General features: G+C 65.8%; 15 protein-coding genes. 2 read left to right on the forward strand and 13 right to left on the reverse strand.

Features of this window, described 5'->3' with window-relative positions; translation table 11 throughout:
• Positions 1 to 245 precede the first annotated feature (245 nt).
• The 3 genes from bioB to J6500_RS08860 all read right to left on the reverse strand — a co-directional run bounded on the left by bioB (position 246) and on the right by J6500_RS08860 (position 6402).
• Positions 246 to 1271 carry a biotin synthase BioB gene (bioB, locus tag J6500_RS08850; RefSeq protein ID WP_225712314.1) on the reverse strand — a complete coding sequence of 342 codons (1026 nt, stop codon included), beginning with the start codon at positions 1269 to 1271 and terminating at the stop codon, positions 246 to 248.
• 191 nt (positions 1272 to 1462) lie between these two features.
• Positions 1463 to 2917, reverse strand: a complete 1455-nt coding sequence (locus J6500_RS08855) for a short-chain fatty acid transporter (protein WP_225712315.1) — start codon at positions 2915 to 2917, stop codon at positions 1463 to 1465.
• Between the two features lie 50 nt (positions 2918 to 2967).
• Positions 2968 to 6402, reverse strand: a complete 3435-nt coding sequence (locus J6500_RS08860) for a molybdopterin-dependent oxidoreductase (RefSeq protein ID WP_312018208.1) — start codon at positions 6400 to 6402, stop codon at positions 2968 to 2970.
• A gap of 109 nt (positions 6403 to 6511) precedes the next feature.
• Between J6500_RS08860 and J6500_RS08865 the strand changes: the two genes are divergently transcribed.
• Positions 6512 to 7192, forward strand: a complete 681-nt coding sequence (locus J6500_RS08865; RefSeq protein WP_225712317.1) for a GntR family transcriptional regulator — start codon at positions 6512 to 6514, stop codon at positions 7190 to 7192.
• 34 nt (positions 7193 to 7226) lie between these two features.
• Here the strand turns inward: J6500_RS08865 and J6500_RS08870 are convergent, their stop codons facing one another.
• From J6500_RS08870 to J6500_RS08915, 10 genes are all read right to left on the reverse strand, one after another.
• The gene (locus J6500_RS08870; RefSeq protein WP_225712318.1) at positions 7227 to 8465 is read right to left on the reverse strand and encodes a YbfB/YjiJ family MFS transporter; all 1239 of its coding nucleotides are present in this window, start codon (positions 8463 to 8465) and stop codon (positions 7227 to 7229) included.
• Positions 8466 to 8534: 69 nt separating this feature from the next.
• Positions 8535 to 9146 (reverse strand): L,D-transpeptidase, encoded by a 612-nt coding sequence (locus tag J6500_RS08875; RefSeq protein WP_376707775.1) that lies wholly within the window; start codon positions 9144 to 9146, stop codon positions 8535 to 8537.
• 247 nt (positions 9147 to 9393) lie between these two features.
• Positions 9394 to 10008, reverse strand: a complete 615-nt coding sequence (locus J6500_RS08880) for a TetR/AcrR family transcriptional regulator (RefSeq protein WP_225712320.1) — start codon at positions 10006 to 10008, stop codon at positions 9394 to 9396.
• A gap of 111 nt (positions 10009 to 10119) precedes the next feature.
• Positions 10120 to 11052, reverse strand: coding sequence for a sugar-binding protein (locus tag J6500_RS08885; protein ID WP_225712321.1), 933 nt, complete (start codon positions 11050 to 11052; stop codon positions 10120 to 10122).
• 92 nt (positions 11053 to 11144) lie between these two features.
• Entirely contained in the window at positions 11145 to 12227 is a 1083-nt protein-coding gene (locus tag J6500_RS08890) for an ABC transporter permease (protein ID WP_225712322.1), read from the reverse strand.
• Positions 12227 to 13012: an ATP-binding cassette domain-containing protein gene (locus J6500_RS08895; RefSeq protein ID WP_225712323.1), complete on the reverse strand. Its 786-nt coding sequence runs from the start codon at positions 13010 to 13012 to the stop codon at positions 12227 to 12229. The genes J6500_RS08890 and J6500_RS08895 overlap by 1 nt, the downstream gene beginning before the upstream one ends.
• 106 nt (positions 13013 to 13118) lie before the next feature.
• Positions 13119 to 14465 carry a carbohydrate porin gene (locus tag J6500_RS08900; protein WP_225712324.1) on the reverse strand — a complete coding sequence of 449 codons (1347 nt, stop codon included), beginning with the start codon at positions 14463 to 14465 and terminating at the stop codon, positions 13119 to 13121.
• A 146-nt stretch (positions 14466 to 14611) separates the two neighbouring features.
• The gene (locus tag J6500_RS08905) at positions 14612 to 15673 is read right to left on the reverse strand and encodes an ABC transporter permease (RefSeq protein ID WP_225712325.1); all 1062 of its coding nucleotides are present in this window, start codon (positions 15671 to 15673) and stop codon (positions 14612 to 14614) included.
• On the reverse strand, positions 15670 to 17211 hold the full coding sequence (locus J6500_RS08910; protein ID WP_225712326.1) for a sugar ABC transporter ATP-binding protein: 1542 nt from the start codon (positions 17209 to 17211) through the stop codon (positions 15670 to 15672). The genes J6500_RS08905 and J6500_RS08910 overlap by 4 nt, the downstream gene beginning before the upstream one ends.
• 61 nt (positions 17212 to 17272) lie before the next feature.
• Positions 17273 to 18235, reverse strand: coding sequence for a sugar-binding protein (locus tag J6500_RS08915; protein WP_225712327.1), 963 nt, complete (start codon positions 18233 to 18235; stop codon positions 17273 to 17275).
• A 246-nt stretch (positions 18236 to 18481) separates the two neighbouring features.
• Here J6500_RS08915 and J6500_RS08920 point away from each other — a divergent pair, with 246 nt between their 5' ends.
• Positions 18482 to 19753, forward strand: a complete 1272-nt coding sequence (locus J6500_RS08920; protein WP_225712328.1) for an ROK family protein — start codon at positions 18482 to 18484, stop codon at positions 19751 to 19753.
• Positions 19754 to 19789 lie beyond the last annotated feature (36 nt).

A 19789-nucleotide genomic window follows, 5' to 3' on the forward strand; every position in this document is an offset into this window, starting at 1 on the left:
CGCTTGCGGGGGAGGGCGGGGTGGGTGTCTCCGGATAGAGAATCCCACCGTGGATACACCCCACCCGCCACGCATCTCACGATGCGCGTCGGCCTCCCCCGCAAGCGGGAGAGGCGAAGTGAACCAGCTTACGCGCCTCACATGCGATTGCCCTGCCCTCACCCGGAACGGATCTGCGATGCGTTCCGGCCTCCTCGCGCAGGCGGGGCGAGGCGAAGCGGAGCTCGTCTCACTTCAACGCAAGCTTATCCAGCTCGAGCGACGAGCTCTGCGTCAGCCTGCACTGTCCGCTCCAGGCCCGACTTGATACCGAGACGGTCGAGCAGATCGGCGTCGCGGTCGCGCTGCGGGTTGCGCGTGGTTAGCAGCACGTCGCCGATGAAGATCGAATTCGCCCCGGCGAGGAAGCAGAGCGCCTGCAATTCGTCGGTCATGTATTGCCGCCCGGCAGACAGCCGCACCACGCTTTGCGGCATCATGATGCGGGCGACCGCGACGAGCCGCGCCACCCCGATCGGATCTGGCCGCTCGGCGGTGTCGTTCACCGGCACGCCCTTGACCTGGTTCCAGAGATTGATCGGAACGCTTTCCGGATGGGTCGCCATGTTGGCGAGCAGCACCAGCATGCCGAGCCGGTCGGTGACCTGCTCGCCCATTCCGATGATGCCGCCGCAGCACACCTTGATGCCGGCCTCGCGCACATGGCCCAGCGTGTCGATGCGATCCTGCAGCGTGCGCGTGGTGATGATCTGGTCGTAATAGTCCGGCGAGGTGTCGACGTTGTGATTGTAGAAATCGAGTCCGGCATCACGCAGCCGGCCAGCCTGCGCTGGCGTCAGCATGCCCAGCGTGACGCAGGTCTCCATGCCGAGGCCCTTCACGGCGCTGACCATCTCGCAGACCTGATCGAGATCGCGGTCTTTCGGATTGCGCCATGCCGCCGCCATGCAGAAGCGCTCGGCGCCCGCCGCCTTCGCGCGCTGCGCGGTCGCGATCACGTCCTGCTTGTCCATCAGGCGCGTCGCCTTCAGGCCGGTGTCGTAGTGCGCGCTTTGCGAGCAATAGCCGCAATCCTCCGGGCAGCCGCCGGTCTTGATGCTGAGCAGGCTCGCGGTCTCGACATGGTTCGGATCGAAATGGGCGCGATGGACGGTTTGCGCGCGGAACACCAGATCGGAGAACGGCAGGTCGTACAGGGCTTCCGCCTCGGCGCGGCTCCAATCGTTGCGGACGGGCTCTCCGCCCTGCTTCGCGCCTTGAGTCTCGATCATCACGCTCATTCTCCGGTTTCGCCATTCATGCCTCGGCCTGCTCCGGCGAGACGAATGCATCTGATCGGGAGATATGCGTCCATTCCACGGCGCGAGTCCATGCGTCCCGCGCCACGGCAGGCATGCGGCCGCTTTCGAGGTGAGGTAATATCTGCGGCCGGACGCTGGAAGGCGTGCGGCCGCGCCCTCGATCAGGGCATGATCGGCGGATGATAGGTGAAGGTCGCCATCAGAATCGCGGCCAGCAGCATCACGATCGGGAAGTGAATGAAGAACTGCACCGAGGTGTAGCCGATCAGGTCCTTCGACTTCAGGCCGAGAATGCCGAGCAGCGGCAGCATCCAGAACGGGTTGATGAAGTTCGGCAGCGTCTCGGCGATGTTGTAGACCATGACGGTCCAGCCGAGATGCGCGCCGATATCGTTGGCGGCCTTCATGATGTAGGGCGCCTCGATGATCCACTTGCCGCCAGCCGACGGCACGAAGAAGCCGAGCAGCGCCGAATAGATTCCGACCAGGAACGAGAACACGGTGGAATTGCTGGAGGCGCCGACGAACCAGTGCGCGATGGTGTCCGACAGCGTCGTGCCGCTGCTGTTCGGGACTTTGGTGAGGATCTGCGCGATACCGGCGTAGAACGGAAACTGCAACAGCACGCCGGAGACGCTCGGCATCGCCTTTGAGAACGACTCGATCAGGCTGCGCGGACGCCAGTGCAGCACGATGCCGAGAATCAGGAAGACGAAATTGTAGGTGTTGAGCCCGGACAGGGTGATCAGCGGATTGCCGGACTGAAATGTCTGCCACAGCCAGCCGGCCGCCAGCAGCGCGATCAGGATCGTCAGCAGCGGGCTGAACTCGAGCCAGTCGCCCGGACGGGCCGGCTTCCTGGCCTCGATGCGGTCGTCGCCGAGCGCGACGCCGAGATCCTCGGCCGTCTTCGCCTGCTCGGGCGCCGGCGTGGTGAAATAGCAGATGGCGGCGGAGACCACCGTCACCAGCACGACGGTGGCCATGTTCTGCCAGGTCAGGATGGTCTCCGAGAAGCCGATGACACCGGTGATCGGCAGCAGCGAGGCCGGAATGCTGCCGGCATTGGCCTGCAACTGCGCCGCCGAGGAGGTGATGCCGAGCGTGAAACCGCAGCCGAGGCCGAGATAGCCGGCGGCGCCGGCCGCCCTGTAGTCGAGGCGGATGTCGGAGCGCCTTGCGATCTCGCGCACCAGCAGGCCCGAGAAGATCAGGCTGAGCCCCCAGTTCAGCAGCGAAAGCGCGATGCTGAGCACGCCGACGAAGACCACCGCGCCGCGGCCGGTCTTCGGCACGCTGGCCAGCCGCGCCAGCAATGCTGCCACCGGCGGCGACATCGCCACGACATAACCGCCGATCGCGACCAGCGCCATCTGCATCGTGAAGGGAATCAGGTTCCAGAAGCCGTCGCCGAACGCGCGGCTGACGGCGAGCGGCGAGCCGCCATGCAGCATCGCGCCGGCCGCGACGGCGATCACCGCGATCAGGACGAAAACGTAAGCATCCGGAAACCAGCGCTCGGCAAAGGCCACCAGCGCTTGCGAGAACCGCGCCATGATATTGTCCGCGGCGGGTTTTCGCAGGTTCATGGTCTGATCGTGCGTTGCATTCGTCATTGGTCCCCCTTCTGGTGATGCGGTGACAGCCTTCGGTGCCGTGGTGATGGTCAGAGCGCGAGCGTGAGGTCGGTCAGCGGCACCGCCTGGCAGGCGAGGCACTGTCCCTCGCTGCCGTCGACGGGACCGAGATGGGTGAACTCGCCGTCGACGACCGCAACCGCGCAGCTTTCGCATTGCCCGACCCGGCAGCCGCTCGGCAGCGCGACGCCGGCCGCGCTGGCGGCGTCGAGCAGCGTTCCCTGCTCCGGTCGCCAGGAGAAGCTTTGCGCGCTGTTGGCAAGCCGGATGGTACGCGGCGCGAGATCACTCGGCACCGCGGGCGGTGAGACAAAGCTTTCCGCGAAAATGTCGAAGCGCGGCACGCCGAGCGCCGTCATGGCCTCGATCTGCGTCGCGACGAAATCCGGCGAGCCGCAGATGTAGAGCAGCGGACGATGCGTCACGAGCGCGCTGACCAGCGCAGGATCAAGTCGTCCCTTGCGCAGCGCGCCGCGACCGACCGGATCATGCTGCAGCGGCGCGGAGTAGAATGTCACGCGCTTCAGCTCGGGAGTGACGGCCTCCAGCTCGGCGAGCCGCCCTGCGAAGGGATGCTCGCGGCTGCTGCGGCAACCGTGCAGCAGCAGGATTTCGGGAACGCGCCCCTGCGCCGGGAAGCGTTGCAGCGTCTCGAGATGACTCATGAAGGGCGTGATGCCGATGCCGGCCGCGAGGAAGACCAGCGGCCGCGTGCCCTTCAGCGGCGGCGTGAAGATGCCACCTGGCGGCTCCAGCAGGACCTCATCGCCGGCGGCAAGGCCGTGCAGACGATCCGGCATGAAGAACGGCGCGTCGGCATGGCGCGCTTCATCGAAGAAGCGCCCTTTCACGGCGATCGACAGCGTGCCCGGCGCATCGCCCGATCCGGTCAGCGAATAGGCCCGCGCCTCGGCAGCACCAGGCAGCGACGCCAGGACGTGCTGTCCCGGCAGGAAGTCGGGCAGCGGCCCGCCGTCCTGCGGCCGCAGGCTGAGCGCGACGACATTGTCGGCCTCGGCGTGCCGTGCGCTGACGACGAACCGGCGCCGGCCGCTCCAGACGCCGCGGCTCGCTTCCGCATCGCGCCTGATGTCGCAGACGATCGCCCGCAGCGGGACCGAACCCGAGACCGGATCGCGCGCGTCGTCGTGCAGCACGGCGTTGATGTTGCGGGTGCGGACGCCAGACGTCGCGGAGCGATCGCGGCCGAGCGGCGGACAATCCTCCCACCAGCCGAATTCGGCGACGACGACGCGCGCGTCGAGCGCCGCATTGAGACGCACTTTCAGGCGCACGGCGCCGCCGCGCGTCTCCACCACGGCCCAGTCGCCTTCCACGAGGCCGCGCTGGGCGGCGAGCCGCGGGCTGATCTCGACGGCCGGGTCCGGCGACTTGCGCCGCAACGAGGCGACGTGCCGGTATGAGGAGTGAATGAACCACCCGCTCTTGGCGGTGGAGAGCACGAGCGGAAAGCGCTCGTCCGCCGCTGCCGACAGCGGGCTGCCATCGGGCTCGACATGGCTGGGCAACGGATCGTAGCCGTGCCCCAGCATCAGCTCCGAATAGAGCTCGACGCGCCGCGTCGGCGTCGCGAAGCCGGCCACAGTGCCGTCCTCGCGCATGATGGCGTATTTCTCGTCCCGGAAGCTTTGCGGGAAGCGCCGCCCTTCAGGGTGGACGCGCAGCTCATCGACGTCGATGCCGAGCGGCGCCAGCTGATAGTTCCAGCCCGCCTTGATATCGCCGCCGAAGAACAATTCGTCCATGCCGAGCTTCAGCGCGAGCGCCGCCGCGATCTCGTAATCGGCCTTGACCGCGCCGGCCGGCTCGACCATGCGCGGACGAAACTGCACGGTCTCCACCGCTTGCTGGGTGATCTCGAAGCCGATCTTGAGCGCATCGCGCTCCCATGGCGTGCTGGCCGGCAGCACGAAGTCGGCACTCTCCGCGGTCGGGTTCATGAACATGTCGACATGAACCTGGAATTCGAGTGCGTTCAGCGCCGCACGGTTGCGCTCGGAATGGCCCTGCGAGACGACGAAATTGGTGCCGAAGCCGACCAATGCGCGCACCCGGTAGGGCTCGCCCTCGAGCACCGCCCGGCTGAAGTCGCGTGCGGTGATCCAGCCCTTTGCGGGCGGGCCGAGCGGCAGCTCGGCGATGCCGAGCGCCTTCGCCTGCTGCTCCGGCGGCAGGATGTTGTAGTCGTTGAGGACGCGGGTCGGCGGCGGCACCGGCCAGCGATTGCCGCCGGGCCGGTCGCAGGCGCCGGTCAGCGCGTAGAGCGTTGCGATCGCGCGCTCGATCGCTGTCGCATTGGTGTGCTGGCCGACGCCGGTCCAGGAGTGATAGGCGAGCCGCGGCCGGCCCGCGAACAGCGCGTTGAAGGCTTCGACCTCGCCGATGTCGAGCCAGGTCAGCTCCGCAACACGCGTAGGCGTATAGGCTGCGACGCGCTCGACCAACAGCTCGAACGCCGTTGCCGCCGAAATCTGCCGGCCGTCGCGCGCGCGCATCGTCAGCGCCCCGCGCAGTTGGCCGCCCACGGGCGCGCTGCGCGTATCGCAGGGCACCGGCGCACCAGAGGCATTGAGGCGAACGAAAACTTCCTTCGCACCATCAGACCACAGAGCGTCCGCGCGCAGGAAACGTCCGGTGGTGCGGTCGACCAGCAGCGATCCGTTGGTCCACGCATCGACAAAATCCGCGTCAAAGGTGCCGGTCTCGATCAGGTGACGGATCGCGCCCAGCGCGAGCGCACCATCGGCGCCGGGGCGGATGCGCAGCCACAGATCGGCCTGCTGTCCCGATCCGTTCGGCTTGGGATCGACGACCACGACCTTGGCGCCGCGCCGCCGCGCATCGGCCACGCGCGTCGCCTGCGCGAGCCAGGTGCGTGCCGGATTGTGGCCCCACAGCACGATCGCGTCGGCATTGTCGTAATCGGGAAAGCCGATGCCGCGACCGAAGGTCAGCGCGTGAGCATAGTCCTTGTGCCAGCCGCAAATCTCGACCGCATAGATCAGGTTCGGGCTGCCGAAGCCGCGGATGAAACGCTCGACCCATTCGAAGCTGTCGACCATCGGGGTGCCGCTCGGCGTCGTCACCGCGAAGGCGACCGCCTCGGCGCCGCTTTCGCTGCGGATCGTAGCGAGCCGCGCGGCGATCTCGGTCAGTGCCTCGTCCCAGGTGACCTCGACCCAGCCCGGATCCGCGGCATCGCGCGGCCGGGTGCGCTTGAGCGGCACGGTCAGGCGGCGCGGGCTGGCGACGATCTCCGGCGCCGCGCGTCCCTTGGCGCAGAGCGCGCCACCGGTCGGATGGTTATTCAATACCTCCACTCCGACGAGGCGGCCGCCCTCCACGACGCTGACGGCCCCACAGCGCGAGCGGCAAAGCGTGCAATAGCCCGGAAGCCGCTGTTTCACCTCGATCTCACCGTCCAAGGAGCAAAAGTGATGCACTTTAGTAATGCGTTACACATTTACGTCATACGCTACTGCTCGCGTCAAGGCTAAGTAATAATCAGGGGACGAATCGGAGTCCCCGGCGAGAGGCGGCCTGCGACCACCCATGGACCAGAATTTGCGAGAACAGGTGCTGCAGCGCGTGCGCGCCGAGATCATTTCCGGGCAGAGCCTGCCGGGCACGATGTATTCGGTGCCGAGCCTCGCCGCGAGTCTCGGCGTCTCCTCGACACCGGTGCGCGAGGCGCTGCTCGAGCTCAGCCGCGGCGGCCTGGTCGAGCCGATGCGCAACCGTGGTTTCAAGGTGGTGGAGCCGACGCTGACCGAGCTGCGCAATCTCTTCGACATGCGCGAGGTGCTGGAGCTGCACGCCGCGGTGCTGGTCGCCGCCAATCCGCCGCGGGATTTGCCGACAGTGCGTGAATGCGCCGACCAGATCGCGAAGGCCGTCGAGACCGACGACGTGCAGCTCTATCTGGAAGCCGACCGCAACTATCATCGCGACTTTATCGCTGCCGCCGGCAACGACCTGCTCACCGATACGGTGATGGGCCTGCGCGACAAGATGCGGCTCTACGGCATCCGCTCGCGCGCGGGCCTCGAACGGCAACAGGCCTCCGTCCCCGAACACTATCGGCTGATCGAGCTCGCCCTCGCCGGCGAGACCGCGGCCCTGACCGCCCTGCTCAAGACGCACATCCGCTCATGGGAGCCGATCTTCGTCGACGCGCTGCTGCGTTCGAGGGAGCACGCCCGCGAGCCGCTGCTCCGCCAGGCGCGCAGCTGACGCGCGCGTCGCCGACGTGCTCCACAGTCCGGTTTCATATCGCCTGCATCCGCTTGATGTTCCCGATGCGCGGCCCAGGGACCATCTCGCCCAGCAGCACCAACAGCAGCAACCCGGCGGCGGTGAGAAACAGCATGCGGTGATTGCCGCCGCTGATATTGAGCAGCGCCGAGAACAGTGAGCCCGCGACCGCCATCGCGGCTGCCGACAGGATGGTGGCCCGGCTCCATACGACGTTCTGCCGGTGCGTGCTGTGCGGGATCGACTCGCGGACCCGTGCCAAGGCGAGCGGAACGATGCCGGGGGCAAAGGTACCGATAATGACGGTGAGCAAGACGAGCGCCGGCCGGTTGTCCGTCGCATAGAGGCCGAGCAGCGCCGCAGCCTGGACGGCCGCCACTAGCCGCACCGTCGGGCGCGGACCGACACGGTCGGCAAGGAAGCCGTACAACGGCGGGCCGGCGATCGCGCCCAAGCCGTACCAGATCCAAAACATGGCTCCGGCGTGAATGCCGTCGCCGAGTCCGCGCGCGATGAAATCGACCAGGAACACCATCGGCGGCACGGCGGCGGTCGCCATCAGCGCATACTGCGCATAGAGAACACCGATGCGCGGGCCGGCATGCCAATGCTCCGCCGCGGACGCGGATGGGTCGGTCTCGGTGCCGGAATCAAGACCGGATGCGGGCCAGGCGAACCAGCTTGCCGCCGTCAGGATCGCGGAGAACACACCAAGCCCCAGCCAGGTCTGGCTCAAGCCGAGATTGAGCAGCAGCGGCACGATGGTGCCCGAGCCGGCGATGCCGAGACCGAGGCCAAGGAAGATCGCGCCGCCGGCAATGCCTCTGCGCGCCTTCGGCACATGCGGCAGTATCGTGCCGGTGACCAGCACCATCACGACGCCGCCGGCGACGCCCGACAGCAGCCGCCAGCCGAAATACCAGACGAACGACAGCGGCGTTGCGCAGGCAAAGAACGCAGCGGTGATGATCAGCATCATCAGCCGCAGCGTATGCTCTCTCGACAGACGCATCGCCAGCAGCCGCCCAATGAGGGCGCCGCCCAGATAGCCCGCCAGATTGGCGGCGCCGAGATAGATGACGGCCGAAGCCGAGAACCATTGCGCCTTGATCAATTCGGGAATCAGCGGCGTGAAGGCGAAGCGTGCCAACCCGATGCTCACGAGGCTGGCGCACAGCCCGGCAAAGATATGGCGCCAGACCAGGACGCGGTCGATCTGTGCCGGCGAAAGGCTCTGCGAACGATGGGACATGAGTTGTTGCTCGATTGATGAGGAGGAATTGGGCATCGACGACCTCGCCATGCCCGGAGCGGCGTGGCGCTATGCGACGTCGCCATGCGCGGGAAGCACCACGACCTTGGTGCCGACGGGAACGCGGCGGTAGAGATCGATGATGTCCTGGTTGATCAGGCGCACGCAGCCCGACGAGACCATCGTGCCGATTGTCCACGGCTCGACGGTGCCGTGCAGCCGGTAGTAGGTGTCCTGCCCGTTGGCGTAGAGATAGAGCGCACGCGGCCCGAGCGGATTTTGGATGCCGCCATCCATGCCGTCCGCATAGGGACCGTAGCGCTTCGGCTCGCGCTTGATCATCGACGGCGTCGGCACCCAGCGCGGCCACTCGGCCTTGCGCGCGATGATAGCCGCGCCACGGAAGTTGAAGGCCTCGTCCCTGCCGACACCGACGCCATAGCGGATCGCGCGTCCGCCCTCCTGAACGAGATAGGCGAAGCGCTGCGCGGGATCGACCACGATCGTCCCGACCGGCTCGCGGGTGGGATAGGCAATTTCGCGGCGATAAAATTTTGGATCGATCCGGCTGAGATCGACGGCGGGTACGGCAAACCGCTCGCCCGGGACCGCGTCATAGATCGCCGCATGCCGCGGATCGTGGTCGTCGCGCGCCATCAGGCCGGAACGATCCTGCGTCACGCATCCCGCGAGGACGAGTGGCGTACCGCAGACGAATATGCGTCGGGTCAACATGGTTTCACTGATCCTTCTTCCTGGCGCGAGGCCGCGCGCACGCAGCGGGGGCGGCGCGCGGCAGCGATGACAGACGTGGGTGGATTGAAAGCGGCTGGTTGCGATGTTCAGCCGGAGGCCGGGCTCGCAATGGTTTGGCCGAACAGGATCGACTTGCCCTGCTCCGTCACCGCCGGCCGGTAGTACAGATCGATCATGACGGCCTCCGCTTGCCGGACGGCCAGGCGAGGCCAACCGCCGCCAGCCCCGGCCCGACCAGGCCGTTCAGCAGCGTGGCATCGGGACGCACGCGGGCCAGCACGCGCAGTCCGAGTAGCAAGGCCAGCAGATGCCGCGCGTGATCCTCGGCACGGAAGCTCGTGGTAATCTCGCCGCTGGCCTGCCCCGCGGAAACGCAACGAAAGAAGAATTGTTCGATCTTCGCCGTCTCGTCAGCGAGATAGGTCTGCAGTTCGGGATCGTCGGCGGTCGCCTCCAGCGTGGCATTGACCAGCATGCAGCCGCGATGCTGCGGATCGGCCAGCGAGCGATCGACGATCTCGCGAAAGAACAGAACGATCGCCTGCCCCGGCGATTTCGTGCTTTCCAGCCGCACGATGCGTTCGAGCAGGATGCAGTCCAGATAGTAGCGCAGGGAGCGCCGGAAGATGCCGCGCTTGTCGCCGAACGCGGCATAGATGCTGCTTTGGGTCAGGCCCGTCGATTCGACGAGATCGCGCGTCGAGGTGGCCTCGAACCCCTTGGCCCAGAACACCGCGCCGGCCGCTTCCAGAACCTGGACCTCGTCAAACTCCCGGGGCCTCGCCATCGTCAAGCTCCATTATGGATCATTTGCTCCATATTTGTGGAGCAAACGATCCATAATGTCAAGCCACCCTACGACGCGGAAGCGCGCCGCCGTGGACCCCGCGTTCGCCGCCTATTTTAGCATCTTGGCGACATTGTCCTTCGTCACGATGTCGAGTCCGGTGTGGATGATCTCCGGCACCTTCTCGCCCTTCTTGATGGCAAGGAGCGTCTCCATCGCCTTTTCACCCATCTCGAACGGACGCTGGCCGACCAGCGCATTGGCATAGCCGTCGTTCAGGAGCTCGAGCTGCATCCTGAGCGTATCGGCCACCACGAGGGTGAACCTGCCGGCGTCGATATCCTTCTTGCTCCTGCTGGCGAACGCCTTGAAGCCTTCCGGCGCGAACATCGGCCAGCCGCCGACCGGGACGATCGCCGCGAGATCGGGCGTTGCGGTGCGCAGATCCGTCATCTGCTGCACACCGAGCGCGGGATCGTCGTTGCAGAAGCTCGGCGAGCCCGCGATCTCGGTCCACTTCGAGCCCTTGAGCGCTTCGCGCACGCCGTTGACCCGCTCGGCCAGATTCTCCGCGCCCGGGCCGCCGGAGATCATGGCGTACTTGCCGCCATCGGGCCGCAGCTTCAGCAACTGCTTGCCGAGCGCGAGGCCGAACTCCTTGTTGTCGGTGCCGATATAGGCAATCCGCTTCGAGCCGGGGGCGTCCGAATCGAAGGTGATCACGGCGATGCCGGCCGCCCGTGCCGCATCGATCGACCGCGTCATCGCGGCGACGTCGGCGACCGAGATCGCCAGCCCATCCACCTTCTGGGTAATGAAATCCTGGATGATCTGCGCCTGCGTCGCCGGCTCGTGCTCGACGGGACCTTTATAGATGCACTCGATGTTGCCGAGCTCCTTGGCGCGCTTCTGGCATCCATCCCGCGCGAAGTCGAAGAACGGATTGTTCATCGCCTTGGGCACGATCACGAATTTGTAGCTCTGTGCAAACCCCGGCGTCGCCATCATGGCGACGGCCATGGCGGCAAGAAGTGCCTTCCTCATCGCTTCCCTCCACATTTTTACACCTATCCTTCACATCAGCGGCTTCGGGAGGCGGATAGGCGATCATTTCGCGATCCTCCCGGAGGAATTGTTCAGGCCATGCGCGAGCGGATGCGATCGACCAGCACGGCGACGATGATGATCACGCCGACCAGCGCCTGCTGCCAGTAGGAGTTGACCTGCGCGAGCACCAAGCCGTTGCGGATCACCTCGAGCAGCGCGCAGCCGACGATGGCGCCGAGCGGGCCGCCGACGCCGCCGGCGAGATTGGCGCCGCCGATCACCGCGGCAGCGATGACGTTGAGCTCGTAGGACGTCGCCATGTTAGCCGGCGCCGATCCCAGCCAGCCGGAGACGATGATGCCCTGCAAACCCGCCGCGAGCGCGCAGATCACATAGACCTCGATCTTCACCCGCACCACCGCAATGCCGGTCAGCGCCGCCGCCTTCTCGTTGCCGCCGAGCGCAAACACATGGCGGCCGAAGCTGGTGTGATGCAGCACCACCGCCATCGCCAGCGCGAGAACCACGAGATAGATGAACGGCGCCGGCAGGCCGAGCACGACACCCGATGTCAGCGCATAGAAATAATCGGCGTCGGGGCCGCCGGGAAAGCTGCCGCGGCCGTTGGAGATGACATAGCCGAGCCCGCGCACGATCGAGAGCATGCCGAGCGTGGTGACGAACGGCGACAGCCCGAGCACCGCGATGCAGAAGCCGTTGACGAGGCCGACCACCAGCGCGACGCCGAGCCCCGCCAGCACCGAGACGAGCAGGATCAGGCCGGGCACGTTGGCGACCACGGTCTTGCCGTCATCGGCCAGATGCACGAACCATTCCGCGCCCGGCATGCCCGGCGTCGAGAGCTGGGTCATCACCATCGAGGTGACCATCGCGGAAAAGCACATCATCGAGCCGACCGACAGATCGATGCCGCCGGTGATAATGACCAGGGTCACGCCGAGCGTGGCGATGGCGATGAAGGAGAAGTTCTTCGCCACATTCTGCAGATTGCCCTGGGTGAAGAAATAGGGGCTGGCGAAATGCATCACCACGAACAGCGCCACCAGCGCCAGCAGGACGTAGCCGGTCTGCGAGGCGAAAAAGCCGCTCTGCCACCACCTGACCTTGCCGACATTGGTGAAGCTGATGGGAGAGTCGAGGGGCGTCGTCATCACGCAGCCTCTTTCGCGCCGGTGATCAGGGACGTGACTTCCTCCGGACTGGTGTCGCCGATCGCCTTGTCGGCGCGCTTCTCGCCGCGGCGCATCACGACGACGCGGTCGCAGACCGCGAACACGTCGGGCATGCGGTGCGAGATCAGCATCACGGCAACGCCCTGCTCCTTCAGGCGATGGATCAGGCCCAGCACCTGCTCGACCTGACGCACCGAGATCGCTGCCGTCGGTTCGTCCATCATCACGAGCCTGGCATTGGAGAGCCGCGTCCGCGCGATCGCAACCGCCTGGCGCTGGCCCCCCGACATCTGCTTGACCAGATCATCGGGGCGGGTCTCCGAGCGCAGCTCTCCGAACAGCTCCAGCGCGCGCGCTGCCATAGCCTTGTGATCGAGCAGGCTGAACGGACCGAGCTTGCGCTTGAGCTCGCGGCCGAGGAAGACATTGGCCGCTGCCGTCAGATTGTCGGCCAACGCGAGGTCCTGGTAGACCACTTCGATCCCGACCGCGCGGGCATCGATCGGACGGGCGAAATGTACCGTCTCGCCGGCAAAGCGGATCTCGCCGTGGCTCGGCGGGAAATTGCCGGCGATGATCTTGACCAGCGTCGACTTGCCGGCGCCGTTATCTCCCATCAGGCCGATCACCTCGCCGGGGAAGATGCGCATGTCGACGCCGTGCAGCGCGCGAATGGCGCCGAACTCCTTGCCGATGCCCTTCAATTCCAGCACGGGCTGGTTCAAAGCCGGGGCTGGCTGACCGGCAGCGTGAGCGGTTACCATCGTGATCCTCGTTCAGATGATCGGCAGGACGCGCCGTGAGCGGGCATGCTCACGGCCTTCGCGTTGCCCTCGTTCATCGCCGTGCCCCGGGCAGCCAGCCGTCGCATCAGAAGTGAACCAGTGTGCGTATGCCGAGCACCCAGGCATTGCTCGTCTTGACGCCCGCGGCATTATACCCGCGCCCGCCCGGATTCATGACATACTGGGCATCGAATTTGAGGTTCATCCAGCCGGTCGCCTGCCAGCCGTACCAGGCTTCGATCGGAACTTCGTTGCCGCCGGCATTCGGAGTGAGCGCCGCCGAGTTCACGTGGGTCGTACCCACCGCGAAGCCGACCTCGTCCTCGGGACGCCAGCTGAAGGTGCCGGTGTGCCTGAAGCCAAACGCGATCTGGTAGTCCTGGTACGACGTCCGGTGATCGGCGACGGTCGTATTGAGGAAGGTGTACCAGCCTTGCGCTTTCGGCCCTTCGACGGTCAGCCGTTGCAGGATCGATTCATAGATGCCGTAGCGGCCGCGTTGATCTCCGATGTTCTGGTCCGGGCCCCCGTTACCGCCCGGGATAAGCGCCAGAATGCCCGGCAGGCCGCCGTCGATCGACGAGGCGCTGTCATACCAGCCACCGAATCTCCAGGTGCCGTCCAACGGACCGCTCGGCGCCCAGACCAATTCGACCGGCACCAGCACGCCGGCGGCGGGATTCGAGTTCGGCACGCCCGGCAGGAAATAAATCGTGGGATCCGTTGTCGTCAGATAGTTCGAATTGGCGTCGTAGACGCCGACCGACAACTGGAAGCCCTTGGCAAAGTTGTAGTGGACCACACCACCCCACTGGCTCACCGGCCAGTTGTAGATGTAGCCGCCCAGGATATTGCCGGGCTGGCCGCCGCAGAAGGTCAGGTTGATGAACTCGCAGAGGCCGAAGAAGAAGTCGGAGCCGACCGGCAAGCGGCCGCCCTTCAGTTCGAGCTGACCGTCGAACAGCTTCTGCGAATAGTAGAACTCGGTCAGGCGCAGGATGTTGCCGCGGCCGAACACTTCGTTGGTGAGCTGCAACGCCGGAATGCCGGCTTCGTCATTCAGATTGTGGCCGAAGCGGTCGACCAGCGTGAGGCCGACCAGGCCCCCCTGGATGCCGGCAAGCTTGGCCAGATCGAACTTGGCCTGGAAAAACAACTGGCCGGCTTGTGTCGCGGTGTTCCGGTTTCCGCCGGACAGGTTGCCGACCGCTTCGTCGCCCAACGTCAGGGCCAGGGAGATGCCCCGCTCCTTCAACTGCGTCCTGCCGAGATCGCCGAACAGATATGGCCTCGTCCAGAAATCATCGGTCTCGGTATACGGGATCGGCGGAGCCTTCGTGAGAAGGTCGGCTGCATGTGCTCCACTGCTGAACAAAGACAATAGGATCCCTACGCCGCACATGCGTGCGGCGGTCACAGACCTGTGCAACATTTTCGTAGTCCTTCCAGCTTCCCCAGGCTTTGTCTGTTTCCATCACGTTCCCGCCCAAGCCCATGAGCTGGAACGTGCCCCATCTCAGCACGCACCGATTTCAACCGCCGACGCAGCGGCCGTGAGTCAACCGGAGCGTGGAGCCGTCATGTCTGTTCGTCCGTTGCCGCAGACAACGCGGCCGCGCCGCGCGGTGCTGTGGTTGGCTTTCCCTGCGCCAGTGTCGGTTTCGGCGCCGTGCGGGCGAGGCCGGCCAGCGCCGCCTTGCGCCGTCGGCGCGCCTGCAATTGCTGATCCGCCAGCACGCCGATCAGGATCACCGTCCCCATCACCGCGAAGTTGAGCGAATTGGGGATGCCCAGGATGTTCACGAGATTCTGCAGCACCTGCAGCAGCGCGGTGCCGAGCACGATGCCGAGGATCGAACCCTCGCCGCCGCGCAGGCTGCAGCCGCCAAGCACGGCCGCCGCGATCGCATAGAGCTCGTAGAAATTGCCGAACGAACTCGGCGAGACCGAGTTGGTGTAGAACACGAACATCACGGTCGAGACTCCGGCGAGGCCGCCGCTGATGATGTACGCGGTCGCGATCACGATGTTGGTGTTGATGCCGGAGAAGCGCGCCGCTTCCTCGTTCTTGCCCACGGCATAGAGCCAGCGCCCGTAGACCGAGCGGTGCAGCAGCACGCCGAGGATCAATGCGAGGATGATCAGGAAAATGAACGTGTTGGGAATACCCGCGACATTGCCGGAGGCGATGTTGCTCAGCGTGGCGGCCTCGTCGCCATAGCCGAAGCCGCGCGTCGAATCGCTGGTGTAGTAGCGCGCGGCGCCGCGATAGATCAGCAGCCCGCACAGCGTCACGATGAAGGGCTGCATCTTCAGCCGCGTGATCAGGAAACCTTGGATGCCGCCCAGCGCCAGCCCGCCCAGCAGCACCAGCAGCAGCGCGAGCGGCCAGGGAACCTGATACGTCGTCAAGAGGTCGACGAAGATGACGCCGAGCAGCGCGAACATCGAGCCAAGCGAAAGATCGATGCCGCCGGTGATGATCACGAGTCCCTCGCCGAGCGCGAACACGCCGAACAGGCCGATCAGGTTGGCCAGATTCAAGAGGTTCACGACCGACAGGAAGGCCGGATTGATCGCGCCGGTGATGGCAAAGATCACCACGAGCAGCAGCAACAGGCCGAGTTCCTTCTTCATCATGGCGCGGCGGCTTCCTTGGCTTCCGGTGCCCGGGTTTCCAGCTCCTGGCCCATCGCCAGCCGCAGCACGTTGTATTCGCTGAACTGCGCACGCTCGAGCATGCCGCTGATACTCCCCTCATGCATCACTGCCACCCGGTCGGAGACGCCGATGACTTCCTCCATGTCGGACGAGATCATCACGATCGCGACGCCCTGATCGGCGAGCTCTCGCATCAGCGCGTAGATCTCGCTCTTGGCGCCGACGTCGATGCCGCGGGTCGGCTCGTCGAAGAACATCACGCGCGGTTGCATCGACAGCCACTTGCCCAGCACGACCTTCTGCTGGTTGCCGCCGGACAGCGTCACGGCCTCGGTGTCGATGCTCGGCGCCTTGATGGAGAGGTTGCGCGCCTGATCCTTGGCGATCTTGCGCTCGGCCGCGCCATCGACCAGCCACATCCGCGCATAATCCAGCAGGCTCGCGAGCGTCACGTTCTCGCGGATCGGCAATTCCAGCACCAGCCCGGATCTCTTGCGGTCCTCCGGCACCAGGTAGATCCCCTGCCGGATCGCATCGCGCGGCGACGCGACCTCGACCGCCGTGTTGTCGATCCTGATCTCGCCGCCGAGCAGCGGATCGACGCCGAACATCGCGCGGGCGAGCGAGGTGCGGCCGGCGCCGACCAGCCCGGCGAGGCCGAGGATCTCGCCGCGCCGCACCGACAGGTCGATCCGCCGGTCGGGAAAAGCTGTCGTCACGACGCCGGCAATATCGCAGCCGCCCGGCTGCGGCGGCTGCTTCGGCGGCGTATACAGCGCCTTCAGGTCGCGGCCGATCATCAGCCGGATCATTGCGGCATGGCTCAGTTCGTCCCGCGCCAGCTCACCCACGGTGCGGCCGTCGCGCAGCACCACAACGCGATCGGCGCAAGACATGATCTCGCCCAGCCGGTGCGAGATATAGATCACCGAGATGCCGTGCGCCTTCAGGTCGGCGATCACCTCGAGCAGCCGCTCGGTCTCTGAAATCGTCAGGCTTGAGGTCGGCTCGTCCATGATGATCACGCGCGCATCGATCGAGAGCGCCTTGGCGATCTCCACCATCTGGCGCTCGGCGATCGACAAATTGTCGACCAGCGTATCCGGCGTGAAATCGGCGCCGAGCCGCTCCAGCAGCGGTGTCACGCGGGCGCGCATCTTTGCATTGTCCACCAGCTTCAGCGGGCCGCCGGTCAGCTGCTCGCGGCCGATGAAGACATTGGCCGCGACGTCGAGATTCTCGAACAGGTTCAACTCCTGGTGCACGAACGCGATGCCGCACCGCGTCGCCTCGCTCACCGTCATCTGCGCGTGGTCGATGCCGCCGATGCGGATCACGCCCTCGCTCGGCGCGATCACGCCGCCGAGCACGCGCATCAGCGTCGACTTGCCGGCGCCATTCTCGCCGATCAGTCCGAGCACCTCGCCGCGGTCGACCCGCAGGTTGACGTCGTCGAGGGCCCGGACACCCGGATAGGTCTTGCTGATTCCGCTGAGCTGCAGCAGCGTCTCCGCCATCAGGCGATTCCTCCCGCATAACGCCCGGCCTGTGGCGGCCGGGCCGTGACGCCCACTGACGTCACTTCTTCAGCAAGTCCTTCAGATGGGCAGTGAACTCCGCGACGTTGGTCTTGCTGATCACCTTGGTCGGCACGATGAGCTTGCTGTCCGCGGGGATCCAGGACTTGTCGCCGTTCAGCGTCTTGATGATGTTGACGGCGGAGAGATAGCCGAACTCGTAGGGCTGCTGCACGACGGTGGATTCGATGGTGCCGTCGGCAATGCCGCGCAGCGTCCGCTGATCCTCGTCGAAGCCGACGATCTTCACCTTGCCGGCCTTGCCCGCCGCCTTCACCGCGTCATAGATCAGCGGCGTCTCGTAGCTCCACAGCCCGGACAGCAGCGCGATGTCGGGATATTTGACGAGCACGTTCTCCATGTTCGCCTTGGCCTTGGCGAAGTCGACCTGATCGGTGAACACGTCGACCAGCTCGACCTTAGTGCCTGATATCGCTTCCTTGATGCCCTGCACGCGCTCGCGGGCGTTGTCGGCGTCCATGGTGCCGACGAACAGCGCGATCTTGCCGCCGTTCGGCAGCGCCTTCTTGATCTCCTCGCCGGCTTGGCGGCCGGCCGCGACGTTGTCGGTGCCGATATAGGCGAGACGGTTGCTCTGCGGCGCGTCGCTGTCGGTCGTGATCAGCACGGTCTTGGCGGCAACCTTGTTGAGCTGTTCGGTCGCGTGGGGTGCATCGTCCACCGAGATCGAGATGCCGGCGACGCCGCGCACCAGCAAATCGTCCAGCTCGCGGCGCTGGCCCGCCGCCGTACCGTCGTTGGTGACGATCAGCTCGATCTTGTAGTCCGGATGTTCCTTCTGCGCCTTCTCGAGTCCGCGGCCGGCGATGGTCCAGAAATCGGCTGCGACATTGGTCACCAGCGCGATGGTCTTCTTCTGTTGCGCCTGCGCCAGCCCTGTCGCCATCACGAGCACGGCGGTGCCGGCCAGCAGCGGCACAAGCAATTTCTTCGAGTTCTTCATCTGGACCTCCCCTGTCGTCGCCCCGGCATCCCGGGATCCATGGACGGCGTTTTTTGCCGCCTTATTTTATTTACTCGCTGAATAAATTATCGCGACATTTTGTCCAGTCAAGGGTGTTTCTTGCGATCCGCCTCCCGCGCAGGTAAGCTTTCAAAGTCCGAGGAAGCAGCGCTTGACGGCACATTTCCGCGTTCGCTGTGTTCTCACGCGTTGATTAATTTAATCTACAGAATTAAAAAGCCCCGCATGAATGACCAGCCCGAACCGCTGAGACGTGCATCAAGCCTGGTTCGCGGATCGAACCGCGGCCGTCTCGTCGAAGTCTTGCGACGTCAGGGGCCGCTGCCCCGCGTCGAGCTTGCACGCAGCACGGGGCTGAGCTTCCCGGCCATCTCGGCCATCACGTCGAAACTGCTGGCCGAGGAGCTGCTGTGCGAGGCCGACACCGGCGCCGCGACATCCTGGTCCGACGATACCGACGAGGAGTATGCGGACCCGTCGAGCGGCCGTCGCCGCGGCCGGCCTGCGGTGTTGCTGACGCTGAATCCCGAGTTCGGCCGCATCATCGCGGTCTCGTTGCGCATGAATCTGATCGAGACGCTGATCGCCGATTTCAGCGGTGCCGCCGTGGCGCAATCGCGGCTTGAACTCACCACGCGCGCGCTCGATGCGGGCGCGCTATGCGATCTCGTGATCGCGCAGATCGAAGCCATGCTCGATGCGACGGCGACGCCGCGGCATCGGCTCTTGGGAATCGGCATCGCGCTGCAAGGCATCGTCAACGCCGACACCGGCCGGCATCTGTGGAGTCCGGCGCTGTCGATCACCGACGTCGATCTGGCGACGCCGGTCCGTCAGGCCTTCGGCGTCGAGGTCGTGATGGCGAACGACGCCGTCGCGGTCGCAGTGGCTCTCGCCGCCGCGGAACCGGCGCTGGCGCAGGGGCTTTCGGCCACGATCATGGTCGGCCATGGCGTCGGCATGGGCATCGTCATCGACGGTGAAGCGCGCTGGGGCGCCGGTGCCGGCAGCGAGATCGGCCACGTCAAGCTGGCGATGAACGGTCCGCAATGCCGCTGCGGTCAGCGCGGCTGCATCGAGGCCCATCTTGCCGATTACGCGTTGTACCGCGACGCGCGCACCTTTCTCGACCTGCCGCCGGCCGTGTCGCAGCAGCCGTCCGAAGCTCAGATGGCGCTGCTGCGCGAGCGCGCATCGGGCGGCGATCCGCGTCTCGCGCATTTGTTCGAGCAGGCCGGCCGCGCGCTGGCCGAGGCTGTCGCAGCAACGATCTCGGTGCTGCGCCCGCATCACGTGATCCTGGCGGGTCCCGGCCTGCAGGCATTCGAGATGATGCGCCGCGCCTATGAGGAGCGGCTCGATCAGGCGGTGTTGCCGTGGCTGCTGAAATCCACGACGATCCATATCCGTCCGAGCGAAGCGGCGGCCATCGTCGATGGCATGGTGCGGCGGACCCTGCGGGTCGTCGACCAGAGCCAGCTCGAGACACCCGAATAACCCCCGGAGCGGCGGCGCCTCGTTCGAGCCGCGGCA

This window comes from Bradyrhizobium semiaridum (assembly GCF_020329505.1).
GTDB classification, from domain to species: domain Bacteria; phylum Pseudomonadota; class Alphaproteobacteria; order Rhizobiales; family Xanthobacteraceae; genus Bradyrhizobium; species Bradyrhizobium semiaridum.